The 25,920-nt window shown below is 43.3% G+C and carries 15 protein-coding genes and 1 riboswitch; of the genes, 5 read left to right on the forward strand and 10 right to left on the reverse strand.

Annotated elements, in window-relative coordinates; genetic code table 11:
- Positions 1 to 13: 13 nt before the first annotated feature.
- The 7 genes from C6Y03_RS11615 to C6Y03_RS11645 all read right to left on the reverse strand — a co-directional run bounded on the left by C6Y03_RS11615 (position 14) and on the right by C6Y03_RS11645 (position 19,218).
- Positions 14 to 10,720 (reverse strand): non-ribosomal peptide synthetase, encoded by a 10,707-nt coding sequence (locus C6Y03_RS11615; protein WP_189318320.1) that lies wholly within the window; start codon positions 10,718 to 10,720, stop codon positions 14 to 16.
- Positions 10,721 to 10,864: 144 nt separating this feature from the next.
- Positions 10,865 to 10,957, reverse strand: a riboswitch (cyclic di-GMP riboswitch).
- Positions 10,958 to 11,326: 369 nt separating this feature from the next.
- The gene (locus tag C6Y03_RS11620; RefSeq protein WP_060595514.1) at positions 11,327 to 12,130 is read right to left on the reverse strand and encodes an ABC transporter permease; all 804 of its coding nucleotides are present in this window, start codon (positions 12,128 to 12,130) and stop codon (positions 11,327 to 11,329) included.
- Positions 12,123 to 12,992, reverse strand: a complete 870-nt coding sequence (locus C6Y03_RS11625; protein ID WP_060595513.1) for an ABC transporter permease — start codon at positions 12,990 to 12,992, stop codon at positions 12,123 to 12,125. Before C6Y03_RS11625 ends, C6Y03_RS11620 begins: the two co-directional genes overlap by 8 nt.
- Complete coding sequence (locus C6Y03_RS11630; protein WP_106039336.1) at positions 12,992 to 14,083, reverse strand: ABC transporter ATP-binding protein; 1,092 nt, start codon at positions 14,081 to 14,083, stop codon at positions 12,992 to 12,994. The genes C6Y03_RS11625 and C6Y03_RS11630 overlap by 1 nt, the downstream gene beginning before the upstream one ends.
- Before the next feature lie 8 nt (positions 14,084 to 14,091).
- On the reverse strand, positions 14,092 to 15,177 hold the full coding sequence (locus C6Y03_RS11635; protein ID WP_034664150.1) for an ABC transporter substrate-binding protein: 1,086 nt from the start codon (positions 15,175 to 15,177) through the stop codon (positions 14,092 to 14,094).
- Positions 15,174 to 17,159, reverse strand: a complete 1,986-nt coding sequence (locus tag C6Y03_RS11640) for a hydantoinase B/oxoprolinase family protein (RefSeq protein ID WP_106039337.1) — start codon at positions 17,157 to 17,159, stop codon at positions 15,174 to 15,176. Before C6Y03_RS11640 ends, C6Y03_RS11635 begins: the two co-directional genes overlap by 4 nt.
- Positions 17,149 to 19,218: a hydantoinase/oxoprolinase family protein gene (locus C6Y03_RS11645; RefSeq protein WP_106039338.1), complete on the reverse strand. Its 2,070-nt coding sequence runs from the start codon at positions 19,216 to 19,218 to the stop codon at positions 17,149 to 17,151. Before C6Y03_RS11645 ends, C6Y03_RS11640 begins: the two co-directional genes overlap by 11 nt.
- Positions 19,219 to 19,585: 367 nt before the next feature.
- Here C6Y03_RS11645 and C6Y03_RS11655 point away from each other — a divergent pair, with 367 nt between their 5' ends.
- From C6Y03_RS11655 to C6Y03_RS11665, 3 genes are all read left to right on the forward strand, one after another.
- On the forward strand, positions 19,586 to 20,014 hold the full coding sequence (locus C6Y03_RS11655) for a NucA/NucB deoxyribonuclease domain-containing protein (RefSeq protein ID WP_060595509.1): 429 nt from the start codon (positions 19,586 to 19,588) through the stop codon (positions 20,012 to 20,014).
- 126 nt (positions 20,015 to 20,140) lie between these two features.
- Complete coding sequence (locus C6Y03_RS11660) at positions 20,141 to 21,838, forward strand: methyl-accepting chemotaxis protein (protein ID WP_106039339.1); 1,698 nt, start codon at positions 20,141 to 20,143, stop codon at positions 21,836 to 21,838.
- A 120-nt stretch (positions 21,839 to 21,958) separates the two neighbouring features.
- A complete protein-coding gene (locus C6Y03_RS11665) occupies positions 21,959 to 22,345 on the forward strand; it encodes a competence protein ComJ (protein WP_106031574.1) in 387 nt (128 codons plus the stop codon).
- A gap of 1 nt (position 22,346) precedes the next feature.
- Here C6Y03_RS11665 and C6Y03_RS11670 read toward each other — a convergent pair whose 3' ends face one another.
- Both C6Y03_RS11670 and C6Y03_RS11675 read right to left on the reverse strand, forming a co-directional pair.
- Positions 22,347 to 23,153: an AAC(3) family N-acetyltransferase gene (locus C6Y03_RS11670; RefSeq protein ID WP_095285948.1), complete on the reverse strand. Its 807-nt coding sequence runs from the start codon at positions 23,151 to 23,153 to the stop codon at positions 22,347 to 22,349.
- A gap of 28 nt (positions 23,154 to 23,181) precedes the next feature.
- Complete coding sequence (locus tag C6Y03_RS11675) at positions 23,182 to 23,598, reverse strand: Lrp/AsnC family transcriptional regulator (RefSeq protein WP_189318321.1); 417 nt, start codon at positions 23,596 to 23,598, stop codon at positions 23,182 to 23,184.
- 115 nt (positions 23,599 to 23,713) lie between these two features.
- Here C6Y03_RS11675 and C6Y03_RS11680 point away from each other — a divergent pair, with 115 nt between their 5' ends.
- The gene (locus tag C6Y03_RS11680) at positions 23,714 to 24,478 is read left to right on the forward strand and encodes an MBL fold metallo-hydrolase (RefSeq protein ID WP_106039341.1); all 765 of its coding nucleotides are present in this window, start codon (positions 23,714 to 23,716) and stop codon (positions 24,476 to 24,478) included.
- 49 nt (positions 24,479 to 24,527) lie between these two features.
- Here the strand turns inward: C6Y03_RS11680 and C6Y03_RS11685 are convergent, their stop codons facing one another.
- On the reverse strand, positions 24,528 to 24,857 hold the full coding sequence (locus tag C6Y03_RS11685) for a YckD family protein (protein ID WP_106039412.1): 330 nt from the start codon (positions 24,855 to 24,857) through the stop codon (positions 24,528 to 24,530).
- Positions 24,858 to 25,038: 181 nt separating this feature from the next.
- Between C6Y03_RS11685 and C6Y03_RS11690 the strand changes: the two genes are divergently transcribed.
- A complete protein-coding gene (locus C6Y03_RS11690; protein WP_106039342.1) occupies positions 25,039 to 25,911 on the forward strand; it encodes a transporter substrate-binding domain-containing protein in 873 nt (290 codons plus the stop codon).
- Positions 25,912 to 25,920 lie beyond the last annotated feature (9 nt).

Consider the following 25,920-nt stretch of genomic DNA (forward strand, 5'->3'; position numbering starts at 1 on the left):
CCTCTTCGTTTGCTTAAAATATATCCATTAGCTTTTCAAGTTCATCCATCGTGAGATCTTCATCCCCTACATCACTAGGTGTCATCTGGGTTTCCTCCTGTGATACGCAATGTGAAATCAGCGCCCTCACATTCTTTTCAAGAAGATCCTTGAATTGTTCCATCGTACGTTCTTCAAATTCAAGTTGATGATAAGAAATCGTCACATGGAACATGGCTTGTTCGACGAATCCCACAATATCAAGTGCATGAGGTTTCTCTGATTCAGGACTCAGCGATTGTCCTGGATGCCACGTTGAGCGGCTTAACTCACCGCTGATCTGTTCATCAAACTGACCAAGATAGTTAAAGCTGATATCTGGCGCGAGATCAAATGAGATATCGTCCTTCATCTTGTCAGGGGTTAAATATTTTAATATGCCATAGCCGATTCCCTTGTTCGGAATGTGCCTGAGTTCCTCTTTTAAATGCTTGATCTGATAAGAAAGATCGTCTGCATGCGACATATCCAGTAACACAGGATACATACTTGTAAACCAGCCAATCGTCCGTGATACATTGATTGCAGGGAGGATGTTCTCTCTCCCGTGTCCTTCAAGATGAATAAAGTGTCTGTCTTCACCTGTCCACTCTTTCATGGACAATCCAAGTGCTGTCAGCAAAATATCATTGATGTCTGTTTGATATGCTTCATGTACATCTGTCAGCAGACTGCGTGTTTCCTCCTCAGACAATGTAAAACGAATGGTCTGTGTATGAAGCATCCGCTGATCTTCTGTCACATAATCCTTTTGAATCGGTGTAACGGAATGCGCAAGTACCTTTTTCCAATAGGCTCTTTCCGACAGCAACTCATCTGACATCGCGTATTCCGTCAGCTTCTGGGCATATTCTTGGAAAGAGTGTGTTTTTTCAGGAAGTGTCAGGATTTCCCCGCGCTTCGACTGTTCATAAAGAGCTATAAAATCTTCAAGGAAAATACGCCATGACACACCATCGATGACAAGATGATGTACAGCGAGCAGTAAATGATCCCCTTGATCCGTTCGGAAAATAGCTGGCTTTACTAAAGGTCCTTCCGCTAGCGATATACTCGCCTGCACTTCATTTGCCAGCTTTTCTACCTGCAGGATTTGCTCCGACAGTTCCCCTCGTACTTCCATTACATCAACAGCCACCAAGTTTTCTTCGATTTTTCGATGACGCTGGATCACGCGTCCTTCTTCAAGCGGATACACCATTCGCAAGGCATCGTGATGGATCATAAGCTGCTCCAACACTTGCTGAGCGATGGTTTCATCCAAACCATTTGGCGCTTGGAGCATAACCGATTGGTTCCAATGGTGCTGACTCGTAAAGTTTCGCTCAAAGAACCAGCGCTGAATCGGTGTGAAAATGACTTCCCCTTCGACAGGTGACTGGTCGGCTGTCAGTTGATCAGCTTCTTCGATATATGGGCGCAGCTCTGCAATCGTTGGGTACTGGAATAGTAGTTTCATATCGAGCTTCCAGCCCGCTTGTGTGAGTCTGCTTGCCATTTGAATGCCTTTAATCGAATCTCCGCCAAGGAAGAAGAAGTGATCGTGAATGCCGACTTGGCTCACGCCAAGTACGTCTTCCCAAATGCCGCATAGAAGCGTTTCGACTTCGTCTCTTGGCGCTTCGTAAGCCGTTTGGTTTGCTTCCATATCAGGCGCTGGCAATGCTTTCAGATCGACTTTGCCATTTGCCGTCATCGGCAGTTGGTCTAGCTTGATGATCCATGAAGGCACCATATAGTCTGGCAACGTGCGTTTTAAGCTTTCTTTTAAGTCTTCTGTTTCATTCTCCGTGATGACATATGCGGCAAGGGCGTCTTGATCGCTTGCATCTTTCACCGTTGTCACGACTGCTTCTTTGACTGAATCCAGCTCAAGAAGCTGAGCTTCAATTTCTGATAGCTCAATCCGGAAGCCTCGGATATTGACCTGATGGTCTTTTCTGCCGAGATAGATCAGCTCGCCATCCTCTGTCCATTTCACTAAGTCGCCTGTGCGATACATGCGCTCACCTGGATAAAATGGATCTGGGACAAATCGTTTATCTGTTTCCTCCGGAAGATTCCAGTACCCCCTAGCCAGTCCTTTTCCTGCGATCACAAGCTCACCCGGTACGCCTGGCGGCGAGAGGTCATATAACGAACCCATAATGTAAAAACGTGTATTGGCAATCGCTGTTCCGATTGGAAGCGTTCCTTGATCTGGATTGATAATCCCGCTTGTCGCCACGACTGTATTTTCCGTCGGACCGTAGTTATTCACGAGTTTATATGGAACAGGCTTTATCTGTTTCAGCTTATCTCCGCCTGTTAGTAAGTAACGCAGAGAATGATTGTCCATTGACATAAACTGCTCGCATAACTGGGTCGGCAGGAACGCAATGGTGATACCTTCTTGATTGAAATACGCATTGAGCTTGATCATATCGAGACGAATCGCTTCATCGATGATGTGCAGCTCTGCGCCGGCGATCCATGTCGGGAACATTTCCCAAATGGAGGCATCAAAGCCAAAGCCGGCATATTTAGCGGTTCGGTCCGCATTGGTCACTTGGAAGGCATCATTGTGCCAAAACGCTAGGTTTACAAGGGACTGGTGCTCGACCATGACACCCTTCGGCTGTCCTGTTGTTCCAGACGTGTAAATCATATAGGCGAGATCAGTCGGTTTCATATGAATCTGAATTTCTTGCGCTTCACCTTTTACGGCATCCTCTATCAATAGGACATGACCTGTGAATGAAGATGGTGCAGTCAATCCTTTTTGCATCAAAAGAACCTCTGCCCCGCAGTCTTCCAGCATGTAGGTAATGCGCTGATCCGGATAATCCGCATCGATTGGAACGAATGCCGCACCTGCCTTCAAGACGCCAAGGACAGCTGCCGTCATATTAAGGGACGGACGGGTGAGAATGCCGATGCGATCTCCTCGTTTTATGCCGTTTGAGATGAGCCTTGAAGCGACTGTATTCGCCCGACTGTTCAGTTCTTCATACGTCCAGCTTGTTCCGCAGAAGGTTGCCGCTTTTTGGTGCGGTGCTTCAAATGCTTTAGCCTCGATCAGTTTATGAATGGTTTGATCTGACGGAACGTCTAGGACAGGACCTGACCATTCACTGAGCAGTTTTTGCTGCTGCTTCGGTGATAATAGCTGCATTTGATCTAGCGATTGATCTGGCGCTGATACCATTTGTTCCAATAAATGAAGGAAAAACTCCTTCCACTTTTCAATCGAAGACTGTTGAAAGATAGAAGTATTAAAATCGAACACAAGCTCAATGTGATCAGTCGATTCGTTTCCAGTTAAGGTCAAATCAAATTTGGCGATATTTTCTTCAAATGGCTCTGGAACGATGTGAAGTCCATCCATCGTTAAATCACGGATATCCGCATTTTCCATCGAGAACACCACATCAAAGATTGGGTGACGGCTAGTGTCTCGAACCGTTTGTACTTGGTCTACCAATTCTTCAAATGGGTACAACTGATGCTCATTTGCCTCTAACACAAGTTGATGAACATTTGACGCAAATTCTGCAGCTGTCAGATGTCCTGCTGACTTTGTTCTAAGTGCCAGCGTGTTCACAAACATACCAATGACAGATTGAATATCAGGGTGAGTTCTGCCCACAATCGGTGAACCGATGATGATATCTTCTTGTCTTGATAGCTTGCTTAAAAGGGTACTGTAGCAAGTGAGTAGGACTGTATACGTCGTACTGTTGAGCGCTCTGACCATCTCATCCAATTTCGCTTTAAGCGGCCCATTGATTGTAAATGAGACGCGATCTCCTGCGAATGTTTGCACTTTTGGTCTTGGCAGGTCTTCCGGTAGTGCCAGTACAGGCAGTTCTCCTTGTAATTGCTCCAGCCAAAACGCCTCTTCAGCTTCTATTTGTGCAGCAAACGTCTCGCTTTTTGACCAAACCGCATAATCCTTATATTGAACAGGTAATTCCTCTAGTTTGTCCCCTCGATACAAGGCTGAAAGCTCCTCAATTAAAATGCCCACAGATGCACCATCTGAAATGATATGGTGCATATCAATCAGCAAATAATGAACATTTACGGAAGCAGAAACTAGACCTACTCTGAGTAGAGGCGCCTTTTCTATATCAAATGGACGGATAAAGTCATTCATCAATTCCTGTATGTCTCTTCCGTTCCCTTCGATTTCCTCAATGTCTAAGGAAATATTTGATTCAATCCGTTGAACAGGTTCATTCTGAACAAAGTCAAAGCTCGTTCTAAATGCTTCATGACGATGGACAAGCTGCTCAATCGCTTTTTTAAATCGTTTTTCATCAAAAACACCTTCTAGCTTTAAAGCAGCCGGCATATGATAGCTTTGCTCCGCATCGGTCATTTTCTCCAATACAAACAGCCTTTTCTGAGCAGATGTCACTGGATAATAGGCCGCTTCTTCTGCAACCTCCACCCGCTTGATCTCCGTTTGATCCGCTTGATCAACCGCAAAGGCAAACGCCTCTAATGTTGGAGATTCAAATAAAGACTTCAAAGTGAGCTCCACGTGCATCTCTTCATACAGCCTGTTCAGCATTTTCATGCCGCGCAGCGAATGGCCACCGCATTCAAAGAAATGATCGTCCCTGCCGATTCTCGGCACTTCAAGAACTTCCTCCCAAATGCGCGCTACGTGATGCTCTGTTTCGGTTTGAGGAGGGATGTACTCATTTACCCCCTGCTCACTTAGGTCAGGCACCGGTAAGGCGCGCCTATCTACCTTGCCGTTATTCGTCAGCGGAAGCTCGTCTAATTGCATGAAGAACGACGGCATCATATACACAGGCAGTTCACGCCCTGCTTGCTCGCGCAAATCAGTTAATGAGACGGACCCTTCGGCTGTAAAATATGCACATAATGTGTCATTTGGAGCTGCAATGACGACGGCTTCCTTCAATTGCGGATGGCGAAGCAGCTGATGCTCAATTTCTCCAAGTTCAATACGCTGACCTCGAATCTTCACTTGATGATCGATTCGTCCAATGAATTCAATCTCTCCATTTGACAGCCATCGTGCAAGATCACCCGTTTTATACATGACCTCACCAGGGCAGAAAGGATTTTCCACGAATTTTTCGCTTGTGAGCTCTGGCTGTCCATAATATCCTTTCACCAGTCCATCACCAGCGACACATAGCTCTCCTGCTACACCTGGCGGCTGCAGCTGCCCAAATTCATCTACAATATAAACAGCCGTTTGACTCACTGGCTTTCCAATTGGAATAGACAACGCATGCTTCTCAATGCGATTCACAGGATAATACGTAGTAAAGATCGTGCTTTCAGAAGGACCGTACATATGAACAAGCTTGCCTTCCCCCACCGTTTCAAGTGCAGTCATGACATGAGGCACGGAAGCTCGCTCTCCGCCAAACAGAACTTTTCTGACGTTCTTCAGGCTGTCTTTTTTCATATCGATGAGTAAGTGAAAAAGAGCTGTCGTGATCATTAAAATACTGACTTTTTCCTTCTCAATCGCTCCAGAAAGCTCATTCATGTTTAAGATATGATCCTTTGGCAGAACAATCAGTTTCGCACCGTTTAATAAAGCACCAAACACATCGAACATAAAAGCATCAAATACATAGTTTGATAGACTCATCACCGTGTCTTCATGATGAATGGTAAGATAATTTGATTGCTTCACCGTTCTCAAAATATTCCGGTGTGTCACCATATTTCCTTTAGGTTTTCCTGTTGTACCAGATGTATAGGTCAAATTCGCCAAGTCCTCTGGTAAAATACCAACATCTATAGGGCTGTCTGATTGCTGGTCAATTGCCTGATCTTCTGTTTCGATGATGGTTCCCTCGAAAGAAGCGAGTACCGAGCGATGGCGCAGCACTTGATGTGTCAATAAGAATCGCGCACCGCTGTCTGTCAAAAAGTGCTTCACGCGCTCATCAGGGAAATCAGGATCAATTGGTACATAGACGCCGCCCGCCTTAAGTACAGCTAGAACAGAGAGTACCATTTCATTAGATCGCTCAAAGAATAAGGCCGCTTTCATCCCTCTTTCAAACCCATGTTCACGCAAATAATGAGCCAGCTGGTTCACTCGGTCATTCAGTTCTTGGTAAGAAAGAATCACACCTTCACATTGGAGTGCAGACTTATGACCATGCTCCTGCACCTGTGCTTCAAACTGCGTCACAATGGTTTCTTCTGCCGGATAAGGCGTCGGTAACGGATTCCACAGATTCAGTTGAGCTTCCGCTTCCTGTTCAGACAGTAATCGATAGGATCGAATCGCTTCCTCCGGCGATTGGACCATCTGCTCCAGCAAATACATATAATGATGTAGCATTTGCTCGGCTGTACTTCGTTTAAATAGCGCCGTACTGTAATCGAGGACAAAGGATAAACCTTGATCTGACTCCATCGCTTGCAGCGTTAAATCAAACTTTGCAATATGGAAATTGGTTTCTTCAATTTCAACTTGCATCTCTCCAATATGCTGGGCTGCTCCATGATCTGGCATGAGTGTAAAAACGGTATCGAATAAAGGATGACGGCTAAAATCTCTTGGTACATTCAGCTTTTCAAGCAGCCGTTCAAATGGATATTGCTGATGCTCAAATGCATGCATCGTCTTTTCCTTAACTTGCTCGATCAACTGCGACACGGTTCCATTCGGATCAACCTCTGACCGCAAAGCAAGTGTCTGGACAAACATGCCGATCATGTCATCCAGGTCTGCATGCACACGCCCTGCCGCCGGTGTTCCAACCACGAATTCCTGTTGACCCGTGTACTTCGCAAGCAATGTATAGTAAGCAGAAAGCAGAACCGTATACAGTGTCGTGTGGTGTTTTGCCGCAAGCTCCTGCAATTGTTCCTTTAACGTTTCATCTATTTCTTTGATCACACGATCCCCTGTGAAAGACTGGACCGCTGGGCGTTGATAATCGGTCATCAGCTGTAAAGCAGGAAGATCACCCGAAAATTCCTGCAGCCAGAATGCCTCTTCTTTTTGAAAATCTTGCTGTTCTTGCCAAACAGCATAATCTTGATATTGAAGCTTCAATGGTGCTTTGACCGATCCCTCGTAAGCATCTGACAGCTCACGCAGCATTAAATCAATCGAAAGACCATCTGAGATGAGATGATGCATATCGAAAAAGAGCAGGTGCTCCTGATCATGTAATGACTTCAAGCCAATACGAAGAAGTGGTGCACACTCAAGGTCAAAAGGTCTGACAAATTGCTGCATATTTTCTTCCATCGTGCCGCCTGTCAGCTGCTCTATTTGAAATGGCACTGATGGAGCTACCTGCTGACATGGAACACCTTTCAACGTATGAAAAGAAGTACGCAGCATATCATGACGTGTGATGAGTCTTTCAAAGGCTTCAGTCAGCTTCTCTCGCTGCAATGTTCCTTTTAACCTCACAACAGCCGGCATATGGTATGCGGTGCTTTGCTCCAATTGACTCACCATATAAACGCGCTGCTGTGGAGGTGACAATGGATAGTGGTCTGCTGCCGGCGCTTTTGGTATCACCGTTTCAGAAGATGTTTCCGCTTGCTCAATGTAGGCAGCCAAAGCAGCAATGGTCTGCTGTTCAAATAAAATGGAGAGCGGCACTTCCACCTGAAAGTCTCGCTGAACATGTGTGAGTACTGTCATCGCTTTAAGTGAATGACCACCTCGCTCGAAGAAAGAATCATATACACCCATCTTCTCTTGACCAAGGATTTCTTCCCACAAACGCACAAGCTTCGTTTCGAGATCGTTTCTAGGTGCAACATATACAGCATGAACTGCTTTGTCGCCTTTTAAAGCAGCAAGTGCACGACGATCGACTTTGCCGCTGACTGTGAGTGGAAATGCATCGAGCTCTTTGAAATAGAGCGGCATCATGTAAGCTGGAAGCTGATGTTTGATAGCGGCTTGCAGCATGTCAACTGACACACCTTCTTGACGAGCTTGATAGTAAGCACTTAACGCCTTTTCCCCGTCCGCTTCATCAACCACAAGTACGACAGCTTGATCGACTCCATCTACCTGCTCCATCACTGCTTCAATTTCGCCTGTTTCTATGCGGTAACCCCTTATTTTTACTTGATCATCCATTCTGCCAAGATAATCAATGGTGCCATCCGGAAGCCATCTGACTAGATCCCCCGTTCGATACATCCGCTCGTGTGGAGAAAACGGATCTGTCGTGAATACCTTCTCCGTTAATTCAGGCTGATTCACATAGCCTCGTCCAACACCTATCCCTGCAATGCATAGCTCTCCAATAGCCCCCTGCACCTGTAATTGATCATGGTCATTTAAAATATAAAGACGGTGATGACCGAGTGGTTTTCCGATCGACACATAACGCTGCTGTTCAGATGATTCGCGCAGCTCACTTAGTTCCAGACGATGAACCGCCGCATCGACACACGTCTCAGTCGGACCATACACATTCCACAAAGTAAAATCAGGCTCACTCATACGAAGCGCTTCGATAAGAGAGTGTGCTGCTTTCGCAGGCAATGCTTCTCCCCCAATCAACATGTGTGTCAATGACAGCCCGTCCAAATCCGCTGCAAGTAAAAGCTGCACATGCGCCGGTGTTCCGTCTGCTGCTTCAATTTGATGTTTTTTATAATAAGCCGCTAATTGAACACCATTTCTCGTCGTTTCTCGCGGGATGATATGAAGCGTATGCCCAAATAAAAGAGCAGCAAAGATTTGTTTCACCGATGCATCAAAATGGAATGGTGCAAGAAGCGCCATTTGAAGCTCACTCGCCCCTTGATAAATCTCATGATGCAAGGCATGGACCAAATGATGCAGCTGAAGATGCTCAATCATGACGCCTTTCGGCTTTCCAGTCGTACCTGATGTATAAATCATGTAAGCCAAATCCTCAGGTGCCGACTGATTTACAAGCGCAGGCAGCAGACCATCATCTAATTCGATTTGCTGCTGAACGACCATTTTTTCCGAGAGGGCACGGTATGTTGAAACGAACGATTCCTCTGTTAACACAATGGAAGCACCAGAATCCTCCACAATATATTGAATGCGCTCCTCAGGTAATGCCGGATCAATCGGTACATACGCCCCGCCAGCCTTTAATATGCCGAAGATCGCCATCATAGCATCTGCCTTCCGATCCATTAGGACAGCAACAGGCACATCACGCGAGACACCTTTCATTTGTAAAAACCGCGCCAGCTTTTCTGCCTTTTGATACAGCTCTCCATAAGTAAATGCTCCATTTTCCGCTACAACGGCTGTCCGCTCTGCATACTTATTTGCTGTCTCATCAAACATGTGGTGAACCGGTTTTTCAGCTGGTTTTTCAAACGGGATTCTCTCAGATAGTTGCAGCAGTTCCTTTTGTTCATCTGATGGAAGTAAAGGAAGTGTCCCGATCAGCTGGTCAGGCTGAGAGACCGCCGCCTCTAGTATGATCAAAAATCGATCAAACATCTTACTGATTTCTTCTTCGGTGAATACATCTGTACGGTAGTCCAAATCAATGGTCAATGTATCTGTATCCCAGCGGTCCTTTACATGGATTGAAATATCATTCATTCCGCTCCCGCTAAAAATCGGTTCAGTAATAAAAGACAGATTCTCTTTTTTCTGCCACTGCATGACCTGGTATTCTAAAGAAATATCAAAAAGGCGCCCTGTAAACCCTTCTCTTTCTCGCAAATCATTCATGAGGAGATTGTAAGGGTACTTTTGGTGACGCAAGATCTTCATTTGATCCGCCATGACCTGTTTTACGAAATCAAGAAATGTTTGCGACCCATGAACAGATGCACGCATTGGAATCGTCGAAACAAACATACCAATCATCTTTTTTTCTTTGGCATTCGTTCGGTTGCCCATAAAGGTTCCAAGAACAACATCCTCCATGCCGCTAAAACGATGTAAATATACATAAACAGTGGACATAAACATCGAGAGCATACTGACTTTCTGCTCTTCACAAAAAGCACGAAGTTTCTCCTTCAAAGAATCTGGAATATCCCCCGAAAATCGCTGCGCATGTAAACTCATCTCGTATCCCTTATGCGGTTTTAAAGAAGCGAAATCTGGAATATTGGCAAATTGCTCATTCCAAAAGGCTTGGTCTTTTTGAAATCGTTTAGAAGTTTCATAGCTTTGCTCACTCATGATGTGATCAACGAAGGAAATCTCCTCAACCGGTGAGATGTCTACCCCGTGCAGCATGTTCTGGTATAAGTCGATAATGCGATTTCCCATCAAGATAATCGAGATACCATCCGCCACAATATGATGTGCTTTACAGAACAGCCAGCACTCTTGATCACTGATTTGAAAGACCGTAAATTCAATCAAGGGGCTGTCAATTAACGGCATTGGCTCACGGATTTGCTCATTCGCCCAAGCCCTCACTTCTTCTTCACTCCAGCCCTTCTCCATGCGAATCGGCTGTTCTTCATAAGGCTTCATATATTGAACAGGCTCCTCCTGCTCATGTCGATACACCAGCCTCAAACGAAGGGAGTCAGTTTGGCGAATGTACGCTTGAAGCACGTCAACGACTAAAGATGGATCTAAACCTGATACCGATCTCAATCTGGCGAATCCACCCAAATTAGAAATACTTGTACCTGGATAAAATCTTTCCGTGTAGAATACTCGCTTTTGCGCATGTGTTAAGGGGTAATAAACTGTATTCATTCTTATCCTCCGCCTCTTCTATGTTTTCTCCACCAATGTGACACCCTGCACCCTCTATATCAAAAGAACCAAGTCTATTTGATTAAATAGACGAAATACGGAAAGAAGCCCACCCCGAATAAAACGGAGGGACTCCCATTTTGATTCGGTAACCTGCCGACCATAGTAAAAAAGCAACTTTTACCTTAGGACATGGCTTTGCGTCTCTACGTTTCCATAGATTTGCCTTTTTCTTCTTTTCTTTTTAAATATTTTCTATTTACGTCCACTTTATATGAAATTATTGTTTTTTTCACCGAAAAATGGGTGTAAAGATTCATGCGTTATACCGAATGAATCACATGATAATTTACGATATTTACCGAAAATAACTAATAATAGTTGCGTTCAACCGAAAATAATCGACTAAATACCGCAAAAATTTCATGTTTCCCCTTAAAATTTGCAAATATGACCGAAAATGCAGGATAGAGGTCTCCTTTCATTCTCCAAAATTTCTTAAATCTTAAGAACTATATTCCCTGAAAAATTGAAAATATTTACCGTAAAAACAACACAAAAAGAGCTGCCATTTCAAATGACAGCTCCCTTGTTTCTTCATTATATTTACATCACCTTAGACAGGCCAATCGTTTTCTCAATGATGAGCAACGCAATGATAGAAATGATAATAAATATGACAGATATCGCATTGACACTCGGATCAAAGGTTTGCTCAATGTAATTAAACGTCCTGATGGGAATCGTAATGGTTTGGGGAGAGGAAACGAACAAACTGATCGATATTTCCCCAAATGACGTCACAGCTGAAAACACTCCGCCTGCAATAATTCCTGGCTTAATCAAAGGCAGCGTCACTCGAAAGAATGTGCGAATGGGTCCTGCGCCAAGATTCATTGAAGCTAGCTCAAGCTGCGGGTCCAAATTCGAGACACTGACGCCTACTGTTCGAACCACATAGGGAAAGCCAATAATGACGTGACCTATGACAAGCGCCCACAAAGATCCCGTAAACCCCATAGCCGTAAACAAATAAAGCATGGCAATCCCCAACACTACCTGAGGAATCATAAGTGGTGACAAAATGAAGGCTTGGATGGCCTCCTTTCCCTTAAAGGTAAGCCTTGCTAAAGCATACGAAGCCATCGTGCCTAAAAGAACCGTGAGCGGCGTTACGATGAATAGCAAAATCACACTGATACGCAGAGACTCCATCCATTCTGGATTCGACACGACCTCTTGAAACCAACGAACGGAGAACGAAGTCGGCGGAAATTCAGGAAAGGCATTTGGACTAAAAGCAGATAAGACGATGACAAGAACAGGTATGGTTAAAAAGAGATAAACCAATGACCCAGCAGTCCAAATCAGGATTGAAAGCAAACGGTCACCTAATGATTTTTTACGCATGCATCCTCGCCTCCCAACGCTTCAATAGATAGCTTAATAAACTGACCACCACAAGCACACAAACCAATAACGTAAAGGACATCGCTGCAGCAAGAGGCAAGTTATACACCTGCATGACCTGCTGATAAATAGACAGCGGCAGCAGAGGCTGCATCCTTCCGCCGACTAACAGCGGGGTGATATAGCTCCCAGCCGCCAGTGAAAAGACAATAATAGCTCCAGTCACCATACCTGGAATGGTCAGTGGAAAGGTCACATGAAAGAAGGTTCGAATACGTCCAGCTCCTAGACTCATAGAAGCCGGTCGTAAATGACGATCCATATCGGTTAAGCTCGTCGCGATAGGCAGCACTGCAAAAGGCAGCATGACCTGAACATAAGCAATAATCACCGCATTCATATTCCACAGCATAGAGAGCGGCTTCTCAATCACATGTAAATCTAATAACATGCCATTGATCAGACCATTTTGCGAAAGAAGGACAATCCATGCAAACGTCCGAATCACAACACTTGTCAAAAGCGGCGAGACAAGTAAGATATAGAAAAATGCCCGCAGACGCGGATGAGGTGCCTTGACGAGCACGTATGCTGCGGGGTATGCCATCAATAAACAAATTACCGTTGTCTGCAAGGCTACCCACACTGTACTTCCAATCGCCTTCACATACGCATCTGTCGTGAACACATGAATATATTGAGAAAAGCTGTACGTTTGTAATGTATTCATCATTGAATCCACATCGCGAAAACTGAGGACGAACATCATCACAAGCGGCGCTAGAAGAAATACAACAAGAAACAAACACGCAGGCAGCAGCATGAACCAATGAAATCGCTGATTCTTTTTCTTGATACGCATCACGTGTGCACCTTCGAATCTAGGAAAACAATATCTTCAGGCTGCCAATTGATATGAATAGCTTCTCCAGCTTTCGGCAGTTCAGGAAATGCTGCATCAGAAGCATGGACAATCATTTCACCGCTATCGAGCCCCACCACCAAACGTAATGAGTGACCAATATAACTGACATCTGCCAGCACGCCTGATACATGGTTGGGCTGAACGTTTTCCCACTCAGAAGATATGCTGATTCTTTCTGGACGGAGCATGAGTAAATGATTCCCCTTCTTCTCTTGGTGTGCCGCAGCCTTTAACTCAACATGCTGCCCGTTTGACTGGGTTAAATGAGGAACGATAAATGCAGCTTTAGCTTCATCATATACTGCTTCAAATAGGTTCACCTGTCCGATAAATTCAGCAACAAATCGATTGTTTGGCTGGCGATACACCTCTAAAGGCGTCCCAATCTGCTGGATTCTTCCCTCACCTAAAATCCCAATCCGATCAGAAAGGCTTAATGCTTCCTCTTGGTCATGGGTCACGAGGATGGTTGTAATTCCGACATTCCTTTGAATATTTCGAAGCTCTGTCTGCATATTCTTTCTAAGTTTTGCATCTAGGTTACTGAGCGGTTCATCAAGAAGAAGAACAGACGGCTGAATCGCAAGCGCCCTTGCAATCGCTACCCGCTGCTGCTGTCCACCACTTAATTGATGCGGCATACGTTTCGCAAACGCCTCTAATTGCACAAGAGACAAATATTCCATTACTTTCTCTTTGATTTCTGCCTTCTTTTTCTTTTGAACCTTTAACCCGTACGCCACATTATCAAATACGGTCAGATGCGGAAAGAGTGCATAGCTTTGAAAGACCATACCCGTTTTTCTTTGATAAGGCGGTAAAGTCGTCACATCCTGATCACCAATATAGACGACACCTTTTGTTGGCTCTAAAAAACCGCCAATGATGTTTAATAACGTTGATTTTCCGCAGCCGCTAGGGCCAAGAAGGGAGAAAAACTCTCCCTCATTCACCGTAAGACTGACATCGTTAAGAGCAATCTGCTCGCCGAAATGCTGGCTGATATGTTCTAAATGGATTCCACTCATGCGATCACCTATTTTCCTCCGCCTAATACTTCGTTCCATCGATTTGTCCAATTGCCAAGCTCTGAAGTTGCTGTTTCGTAATCTACCCAAGTCAGCTTGCTATAATAATTCTCTCCAACCTTGACCTTCCCCTTAATTTTGTCACCGTATTTCACATCAGAATTCGACATGCCATAATAAGATTTTTCCGAGAAAGCCTCCTGAGCTTCTTTTCCACTTAAATAGTTTAATAGTTTGTAAGCCGCTTCTTCATGCTGACTTCCCTTCGTTAAAGCCCAGCTCGCAACAGCTGCAACAGCGCCTTCTTTCGGATATGAGAAACCAATATCCATTCCTTCTTCTTCAAGTGCAAATACTCGTCCATCCCAATATGGAACTGCTGCCACGTCACCACGTTCTAACAAGGTTTGAATAGACCCTGGATTATCTGGAAAAGCAGCTACATGTCCTTTTAATTGTGAAAGGCTTTTAAAGGCTTTATCAATATCCTTAGGATTTGATTCTGTCCCCCCTTGAGCATGGACAAGCGCAGAGAAAAATTGCAAACCAGCTGAATAAGTCGGAGATGATATCGCCACCTTCCCTTTTAGCTGACTGCTCCATAGGTCTGTCCAGCTGTTTGGTTCCTGCTTCACAAGATCTTTTCGATAAGCAATTCCTAGCTGCCCCATGCTAAAGCCTGCTGCATATTGTTTCCCATCAATAGTGAGCTTCTTTTGGACAGAACGGTAAAGTTTTTTGACATTCGGTGCTTGCTCTTCGTCAATCGGCGCAAGAACATTTGCTGCAATGCCTCTTTGAATCGTATCAGGCTGTAAAATAAGCAGGTCATACGGTGGATTTTTTCCATTGGACGCTTTTAATTTCGTAAACCATTCAGAATCCGCTCCAGAGACGGTTTGGACTTTAATTCCCGTATCTTTTTCAAACTTTTCGAGGATTGGTTTGATATTCTTTTCCCAATCGCCTCCGTATACGCCAACGATCACAGTCTGCTGCTGTTTACCTTGATCCTGTCCATTTCCACCGCAAGCTGTCAGCAGTAGAATCATTGATAGTACACCTGCAAAAATAGTGATTAATCTTCTTTTCATGATTGATTTCCCCCTTTTTGTCCATCCATATGACGAAGTGCTTGAATAATATCTTTCTTTGTTAACGGCTCATCTCTATGACTGAAATGTTGATGAACTGCATGTTTATAATGCGTACGTTCATTAGCTGGGTAAGAACGCAGCTGCACGGCAAGCTCGCTGCTGGCTTCATCCGTCCATACTTTCTCATAAGCTTCTCTGTGTTCTCCGAAATCCCACATGATATCAGCAGGATGATCAACCTTTTCACGAAGCTTATTCGTTTGCTTTTCATCAATCTTCCATTCATTTTGGTCTAGATACACTTTAACGCCATATTGCTGCAGCGCTCTTTCTTCACTTAATAGACCTGCTTCCACTTCCTGAAGGACTTTTTCTTTATTTCTAGCAAATGGATTTCCCCAGCCGCCTCCACTTGGTGATATTAATTGCACAATATCGCCTTTTTCAAGACGCAGAACATCTATTTTTGGCTGGTCTTGTTTTTCACCTTTTGCTGTGATCAGCTTGACCTCACCAACAGCTCCTGCTCGGCCGCCCATTAACCCCCAAGGCTGAAACTTCATTCGTTCCATTCCTCGTGCGGTCACCATAGATTCAGGCTTGATCATTTCAAATTCCAAACCAATCGCATGTCCACCTCTGTTTTCTCCTGCCCCGCCTGTGTTCGGCAAAAGCTCATATCGGTGAACATGAATATCAATATGCTGTTCTAAACTCTCAATGGGTGTATTTTTCAAAAAGCCAGATGAATGATCAATGCCATCTACTCCATCCGTTCCATTTTGAGCACCGCCGCCTCCGCCTAATGGTTCGACAACAGACATTTTCCTGCCACCTGTTTGATCATCAGGAACAGAGAGAACAACAATAGCAGATTGACCTGCACCTGCTGCCGGCACTGCTTCAGGTAACAGCTTACCAATGGCGCCTAGCACGACATTATACAGCCTCATCGTAATCGAATGCCGAATACCAACAGAGGCCGGGTATTCTGGATGCACCAGCGTCCCTTTAGGTGAAATCACTTCAATCGGATATGTTATTCCGCCATTAATCGGTATAAAGGGATCTTTACTAATAATGTAATTAATCAACCCTTGATATAGGAAGGAATGCTTCTGACCATTAGTGACAAGGTTAAAAGCTGTTTTCACTTGCGGGTCACACTCAGAGAAATCCAGCGTCAGCCGCTTTCCTTTCACCGTTAACTTGATTTTCAATCGGATCGGCACATCCGAGATCATATCATCATCTAAATAATCAGCGAATTCACTCGTTCCATCCGGAATGGCTTCAATGACCTTTCCTGCACGAATCTCAGCTTGCTTCAGCAGGTCCATCATTCCTTGTTTCACTTCATTTTTTCCAAATTTGCCGATCATTTCTTTTAACCGAATTTCTGCTGTATTTACTGCAGCAATCATCGCATTGATATCCCCATCATTTAAATGACTGGCTCGGCTGTTGGCTCTTAAAAAGGTACGAACGACCTGATTCTCTTTCCCGCCTTCATAAATTTTCACTGGCGGGATTCTTAATCCTTCTTGATGGACATCTGTTGCTGTCGGTGAAATACTCGAGGGCACAAGTCCGCCCACATCACTCACATGAACAAAAGACCAAGCATAGCTGACAATTTCACCATCTACGAAAATTGGCTTAATGATATGGACATCCGGCAGGTGAGTCGCTAAACCATCTGTCGTATAAGGGTCATTTGTGATGATAATATCTCCCGGCTGCATCGCCCCGCTCTCTTCAATCGCTTTTTTAAGACTCAGCCCTAAAAAGATCGTTACACCCACTGTCTTCGGATAAACAAAGAAATCTCCAGAAGGCGTGGCTAACGCTGTCGCAAAGTCAGCTGATTCTTTGACGAAAGTCGTAAAAGACGTCCGCTCAATGACATGTCCCATGCCAGACGCAATTGCATTAAAATAACTGCGCATCATCTCAAGCTTTGCTGGATCAGTTCTCATGTAAAGCCGCCTCCCTTGAAATCACCAAGTTCCCTGATTGATCAATGCTGCCTGTCCAATTTGGCAGAATCAATGTTGTCGTATCATCCTGCTCAATAATGGCAGGTCCATTGATGACAGAACCTACTGACAAAGTATCTCTGTAATAAATAGCTGCTTCATGTTCTTTTTCTTCTATAAAGATTCGCCTGTATTCATATGGCTTCAAAGATTGTCCGCTGCTTTCATGAACAGGTGTGAAAGGCAGCGGCGGCGTCTCGCCTATGACTCGAACTCGTAAATGAGTAAACTCGATGTCCGCCTGATCATCTCTATGACCATATTGACGCTGATGCAGTTTGTGAAAGGCTTCAATGAGTTGATGGATATCTTGTTCTTGCTTCAGCCATTCAGCTGATAGTGGTAATTCAATCTCAAAGGCTTGTCCTTGATAACGTGCGTCTGCCAATAATAGAATGGATGTCTGTTTAATATGCTGAATGTTCTGCTGACTGAACCAATCAGCCGCTTTTCGCGAAAGCATCTCATAATCTTGTTTTAGTTGATCTATCGAGTAGTCTTGTAAGCATATTTTCTTCGACAGCACCGCATCATGAATAAAATCAGCGGTCAGAGCACCTAATGCACATAATGTTCCTGGACCTGGAGGAACGACCACGTTTTTCGCATGGATTTCTCGCGCAAGGAAATTCGCCACAACCGGTCCTGCTCCGCCAAACGCTAGTAAACTAAAATCTCTTGGGTCAAACCCCTGCTGCTCCATGACATTGCTTAATTCTGTGTACATATTGGCGACAGCTACTTGAATCAGCTGGTCAGCCGCTTCTTCTACCGTTTTGTTGAGCTGGTCAGCAATTGGCTGAAAGGCCTTTTCCGCCGCGGACAGCTGTAGGTGTAAATGTCCTCCGGCAAAACGCTCTTGATTGAGATAACCGCATATGAGGAACGCATCAGTTAAGGCGGCTTTCTTTCCCTTACCATACGAAGCTGGTCCCGGCTGTGAGCCAACTGATTCTGGTCCTGCTTTGAGAAGCCCGCCCTGATCAATCCACGCGACAGAACCTCCGCCTGCCCCTATTGAATACATCGCAACAGATGGAAGAATGATAGGAAAACCTGAAAGCTGATTAGACTGAGCCATTGTAGGCTGCCCCTTTTGAATAATGGAGATATCTGCACTCGTCCCCCCTACATCAAAAGTGATCAGGTTGGATTCGTTTGCAGAGGCTGCGATTCTTGCCGCACCAATGACACCAGCTGCTGGACCAGAAAAAAGTGTTTTAACAGGTGAGGTTGCTGCACTTTCTGCATCCATTAAACCACCATTTGATTGTGTAATGTATGGAGAAATTGGTACACCTTCTTCCTTCAAACGGCTTTTCAATGTTTGTAAATACTGTTTTACCTTTGGTTGAATGTACAAATTGACAACAGACATCACAGTACGCTCGTATTCTCTCATTTGAGGCCATAATTCAGATGAAGTAAGAACTTCTAATTGCGGATAATGGTGTTTGATATAGGCTTTTGCCTGTAATTCATGAACTGGATTTTGATAACTATGTAAAAAAGAAATGACAATACCTGCTAGCCTTTTAGACATGACCTGCTGGACAGCATGATCTAATTGCTGCAGATGGAGAGGTTTTTTGATCGTACCATCGTGTATCAACCTTTCAGAGATTGGGTATACATGCTTTCGTGGTATCAATGGTTCCGGCAAACGAGAATTGAAGTCATAAGGAATGGGTAATCGTAAACGTTGTAGTGATAATATGTCTTGAAAGCCTTCCGTCACAAAAAGGGCTAAATCTGCTCCTTTCCGCTGCAATAATGTATTAAGACCGATTGTCATTCCGTGTACGAGATATTGGATTTTAGATAAATCAACACCCCTGTCTTTTAGAAGTTTTAGCCCATTGATAATTCCCTGGGCTGGGTCGTCAGTCACTGTGGGTGTTTTGAGTTCAGTCAGCGCCCCTGTTGCTTCATTCATCAGCGATAAATCAGTAAATGTTCCTCCTATGTCTATACCAAGCCGATAAGAGACATCCGCCATTTGTACTCCCCTCCTGCAATGTAAATAGAATCATATTTTGATAAATTACGACATTTTTTGATATTTGACTCCATATTATTAAAGCATATCGGTCTAGTCAATTTTATTTTTTAAAAATTTCTGTGTGTTAAATTCTTGAAATTAGCCCAAAAAGCAGTGATAAAGCCATTTTGATAAAGCATAATCTTTTTTTGACCAGCAAAATTAAAATTTTTATGAATTTTTACAAATATAAAAAGCAAGAAAACGGATAAAAACCGTTTTTCGAACTTTAAAAGGCGTTTTTTCAAAACCAGGAGAAATTGGTAAGTAATTCTGCTATACTTCTGTTTACAAAATACGCAAACAAGAAAGAGAGCTAGCATCTATGAAACTTCTTAAAATCATTCTCTTGCTTTTACTAATCGTCGTTGGTGTAACAACAGGCTATATTCAGCTGGAGCAAAGTAAACAAGAGACGACGAATTCATCTTATGACAAAACCATTCACTTCCCATCAGATCGTTACCCAGAAACCGCGAAGCACATAGAAGAGGCAATTGATGAAGGCCATTCATCCGTATGTACGATTGACCGTAAACATAGCGATGAACAGAGAGACCAATCACTTCATGGCATCCCAACAAAGCGCGGGTATGATCGGGACGAATGGCCGATGGCGATGTGTAAGGAAGGAGGAACAGGAGCTTCTGTCAAATATATCAGTCCTTCAGATAATAGGGGAGCAGGCTCATGGGTCGGTCATCAATTATCGGATGATCCTGACGGCACAAGAATACAATTTATCATCGATTAACGCCATTTCCTTTTTCTATCTAAAAAAATTTTCTCGTAACTGCATACAGGTATTTCAAACATTTTTTTCATGCCGATAATCCTTAAGGAGGTTTAACCTACCTTATACCTAAAGGAGTCAAAAAGCATGAAAAAAAAGGGAAAACTGAGGCTTGGTGCCAAAATTTTGCTGATCTTTTTAAGTGTCCTCATCATCTTTTCAGCAGTTGTTGGTTATGTGGTGAATCGTGAAATGACAGAAAACATCAAGCACATGGCCACTGAAAAAGCAAAAAGTGATTTAAAGCTAGGCTATGCCTACCTAGATGAAAAAGTGGCAGGCTCATGGCAGATAAAAGATGGCAAGCTTTATAAAGGGGATACCCAAATCAATGATCATGATACATTGGTTGACCAATTAGCTGAATATACCGATGATACCATCACAATTTTCCAAGGGAATACCCGTGTCGCGACGAATGTCATGTTAAACGGAAAACGAGCTGTCGGTACAGAAGTCTCACCTGAAGTGAAGGCCACTGTATTAGATAAAGGAGAAAACTATTACGGCACAGCAAATGTTGCCGGGAAAGACTATCAAACGGCTTATATGCCGATCAAAAATGAAGCAGGCAAAACGATTGGTATTTTTTATACGGGCGCCAATCAAAGCATGATTTCACAAATGCTTCAGTCATTCTATATTCAATTTGTCATTGTTCTGTTGTTAAGTTTAATTGTTGCAGTTATCATTATTTCTATTTTCACAAAGCGGTTTCAGTCACGCCTCAAGTGCATAGCTTCTGCCATTAAAAGTGCAGGCGAAGGAAATTTAACCATCAATGTGTCGGATACGGCAGGCGATGAACTGTCTGACCTGGCTGGTCATTTCAATAAGATGCGGGAAAAATTAAATCAAACCATTCTTAATGTCATGAACACATCTGAATTAGTGGCCACCTCATCTGAGCAGCTTTCAGTTAGCGCAGAAGAAACAAGTGCAGCATCAGAAAAAATCACCCACAGTATTCAAGAAGTAGCTCAATCATCAGAAGAACAATCAGCTCAAATGACAACAAGTGAGCACACGATGATTCAAGTATCTAACGAGCTGGCAAACATCACGGAAAATGCGGAACAAATGGCTTCAAGAAGTCAATTTGCACAAGAAATGGCCCTAAAAGGTGTACAGAATATTGGGGAAGTAAACTCACAAATGACATCTATTGCAAAATCAATCGAGGAAAATGGGACAGCCGTTCAAGCATTAGAAACACGTTCAGCTGAAATTGATCATATTTCCAATGTTATTACAGACATCGCTAATCAGACAAACCTGCTTGCTCTTAACGCAGCAATTGAAGCAGCACGAGCAGGCGAGCATGGAAAAGGTTTTGCGGTTGTCGCAGACGAAGTGAGAAAGCTCGCTGAAGAATCTCAAGCATCATCAAATATGATTTCCCATCTCATTTCTGAAATCCAAAAAGAGATGACTCATTCGACGAATGCCATCAAACGAGTAAAAGAGGAAGCGGCTCAAGGGACTGTACTTATTTCTCATACAGAAGAATCATTTATTGATATTCAACAGTCAATGAGAGAAATGGCAGATGGCATCAAACATTTATCTAGTGCATCACAAAAAATCGCAGCTTATACAAACGATGCGAAACAATCCTTTGCCACTATCACAGAAGGCGTTATACTAACGAGTGAACATTCACAGCAAGTAGCCGGTTTAACAGAAGAACAATTTGCCGCAATGGAAGAAGTAACAGCATCATCAGAAGCTCTTGCCCATTTAGCAGGAGATTTAAAAGCAATGGTTTCGCAATTTCACATCTAGATTCCTCAAATAGAAGCGCAAGACGGCGACAATCGTCTTGCTGCCTAACATTCTCTTCAAGAATCATTCTTTCAACCATTCACATTCCAACGAAAATCTATGTATAAAGGAGTTTTTTAAATGAATAAGTTAAACCAAGCCTATTCCCTATCTATCTCTTATCACCAAATCACCGTATACACCGGAAGCAAAACACCACCTGTGATTGATTGGTCAGATGATGACATTCTTCAAGGATTCGCCATGGGAGATCAGGGTGTGTCCTTTGAAGGGGTCAACAACGGAAAAGCATCTGTTACCGTAACTTTAAATAGCGATATGCCCCCAGCCTCGGCTGACAGAATAGTTACAGTGCCTTTTACGCATGCAAGCGATCAAGTTTATATCACAAGCGTCATGGCTCAGGTGCTGTCTTTCCCTATTCCAAAGGGAGACTATCAGCTCACCTGCTATACCTCACAGCAGCCTGATCAAGACCTTTATCATATAAATTTCCAAACTGTGTAGATCACGACTGATCGTACAAATCAAGCCACTTTTCCGCAAAGTCTACTGATTCTCTCACCGGCAATAAATATGAACTGGCAAGTCCGATTTGACCGTGATCATGAGTGCCTCCTGATTGTAGAAAATCACGACCGATCTGCTCAAATAGTTCTTCTCTTGTGATAATATCTTGGTACTCTTTCCATACCCTCCATCCATTTTCTAAGATGGGAGCTCCTCTTGTCATGAGGTCTTGCTGAGGGATGCGATATTCAGCAAGATGGAAAGCTGTCAGGCTCTCAAATGACGTACCAATCAGCAGCACCTGAGCCTGAAGATCATACATGCGGGCTAGAGGCGAATGTTCTCCTAATCCAAAAGAAAGTGCGTGGTGTTTCAGAAGCTCATGTTTCCTTTTGCCCCAGGCTGTGAATGAAAAATGAGGATGATTGCTTCTCGCCACGCCTGGGTATTTCCAAAACGTTTCCGCTACCTTTCCCATTGCTGTTGGCGTCGTGTATGCTGGATCAAATGCAGGCATCGTCTCTTTGATCGATTTCCACCACGAAAAAGGAACAGGCGGATTGATCCAATCAGCGGGATCAGAAAGCTCTAACGTTTGTGCCGGCATTATCAGTGTCCCCTCTTCTGATAAGGTTTCCATCAATGCTTGTATGAGGGCAACAGCGCCTCCGTTTACCCAGCCGATAGATGATAAAGATGAGTGAACACATAAAATCATGCCTTTTTTCACACCAAGTTGAACCAAGTCTGCTTTGATTCTTTCCTTTGTCATCGGTTCAGCTTGATTTTTGATTAATTTTTTCATCGTTCCTTTTCCTCCTGCGTCTCTTCTATTACTGATGAATGAGACGTTTAACCGCAATAGACAGTTTATAATTTGCGTAATTTGTCAGCTCCGTTAAAAACAGATCCAGTTCATCATGACTGGAAAAATGGCCTTCAGCCATATAACAGCCCTCACCACTTATTTTAAACAAGTTCTTGATCTCTTCCTGTTGGTCGAGAAACGACAGAAGTGGTTCGTGATGAGGACTGCGGGTATAGAGCTGCATAAATGTTTGGATGGTCTTTTGAGTCCGCCAGTCAATCGAAATGGTATATGCTTCAATCACACCCTCTTCTTCAAGCTTTAACACACGATTTGCAACAGCTTGACCGGTTAAATGAACTTTTTCACCTAGCGCTTTCATGGTCAATCGACTGTTTTTAGAGAGCTCTTTTAATATATCCATATCGGTTTGGTCTAACATTGACTCACCTCTTTCAAAAATCAAGTCCTTCTGCTGAAAGACTTTCATTACCCTCTGTCATATGGAACTCTTTTAATATACTGTAAACTTAATCAGAAAAAAAGGAGGCCTTTTCATGAAAATCACGCTCATTCGGAATGCTACTTTATACCTTCAATATGGTCAGGCAACTTTCTTCATTGATCCCTTTTTAGCAACAAAAGGAACATATCCACCGTTTCCTCATACAGCCAATCAACATTTGAACAATCCTATTGTTGATCTGCCTGTAAACATTGACTTAGACAACATGTTACACCCAGATGCTGTCTTACTCACTCATTTGCACGTGGATCACTTTGATGACGGAGCAAAACAAAAATTAGCTCAAGACCAGCCCATTTATACGCAATCGGAGAATGACAAAAAAGAAGTTGAAGAAGCCGGTTTCCAGCATGTCACATGCATTGAAGATGAAATAGACATTTGCGGTGTTCATATTAAGCGGACAGGTGGACAGCATGGGACAGGAGAAACTGCGAAGCGGATGGGACAGGTCAGCGGTTTTGTTTTCTCTCACCCTGATGAACCTACCCTTTACATTGCAGGTGATACCATTTGGTGTGATGAGCCGAAGGAGGTTGTCAATACATGCAAGCCAGATGTCATTGTGGTTAATAGCGGAGCTGCTCAATTTTTAGAAGGCGATCCGATTACCATGACGAAGGAAGATATTTTAGACGTTCACCGTTCTCAGCCAAAAGCACAAATTGTCGCTTGTCACCTTGAGGCAGTGAACCATTGCTTGCTAACAAGAGCTTCTTTACAAGCTTACATTCAGGAGCATCAAGCAGAACAAGCCATTTTTGTCCCTAAAGATGGTGAAAGTCTCCCCTTCTGAATAGATTCATAAACAATAAAAAACCGGCACCTCGCTGCCGGTTTCATCATTATGGTCGATGGTGCTGTGGTTTTTTCAGCAATGGAACAAATCCGTTATTTTTCAAATGATTGTAATGCTCATCCATTCGTTTGGTAATATGTGTACCTTGTTCCTTTGTTAACACACCATATTGAACGTATTTCTCAATCACTTTTTTTCGTTTAGAAAGAATTTGCTGCTCAAGCATTTCAATTTGTTTTTGTTGTTCTGTCGTTAATTTTACTTGATGCGTTACTGGACGCTTTTCCATTTGGGGTGTTTCACCATGAGCTGTTTCCATATAAAAACCAGACAACAGCATCATCGATAATATGATTAAGCCACTTACTTTTTTCATCATTGTTATTCCCTCCTTTATTCGCAATTATTTTGTACGCACTTTCCTTTTTTATACATTATTTCACCACGCAAATTTCACATAATATTCTTACTTTTTCGCTTTTCTTCTGAAAACGTTGTCCTAACAGAAAAAGCGTGCTATGTTTTGTTTTGTATAAAAAATAGAGGAGGATTCTTAAATGAGTCGTTTTTATCATAGAAAATCGATATGGTTGATGCTTGTTGTGTCTGCTTTCATACTTGTCATCTCTGCTTGCAGTCAATCAAGCTCTTCTCAGTCTGGAGATTCAAAGTGGGATGAGATTCAAAAGAAAGGGAAAATCGTAGTTGCTACTTCAGGCACCCTTTATCCAACGTCATATCATGATACATCTAATGGCAAGGATCAATTGACTGGTTATGAAGTGGAAGTGGTCAAAGAAGCGTTTAAACGCCTTGATGTGAAAGTAGAATTTAAAGAAATGGGCTATGATGGCATGCTGAGCGCCATTAATTCTGGTCAAGTGGATGCCGCTGCAAACGACATTGACATCACAGATGACAGAAAAGATAAGTTTGCCTTTTCAACTCCTTATAAATATTCCTATGGCACGGCGATCGTACGAAAAGATGATTTGTCTGGCATTAAGACGTTAAAAGATTTAAAAGGAAAGAAAGCAGCTGGAGCTGCCACAACGATTTACATGGATGTCGCTCGCAAGTACGGTGCGAAGGAAGTCATTTATGATAATGCGACAAACGAGCAATACTTAAAGGATGTCGCTAATGGTCGTACAGATGTCATTCTAAATGATTATTACTTGCAGACACTAGCTCTTGCTGCATTCCCGAAACTAAATATTACGATTCACCCTGACTTAAAATACATGCCAAACGAACAAGGTTTTGTGATGAAGAAAGACAACACAGAGCTTCAAAAAGAATTAAATCGTGTCTTAAAAGACATGAAAAAAGACGGAACCATGAAAAAGATTTCCGAAAAATTCTTTAATCATGCAGACGTCTCAAAGAAAATAGATGCTGATGTCGAAGATGTCGACATTTCTAAATAAGGAGCCGCA

Origin of the sequence: Bacillus sp. LNXM65 (genome assembly GCF_002998575.1) — a bacterium.
In the GTDB taxonomy this organism is placed as follows: Bacteria; Bacillota; Bacilli; order Bacillales; family Bacillaceae; genus Bacillus.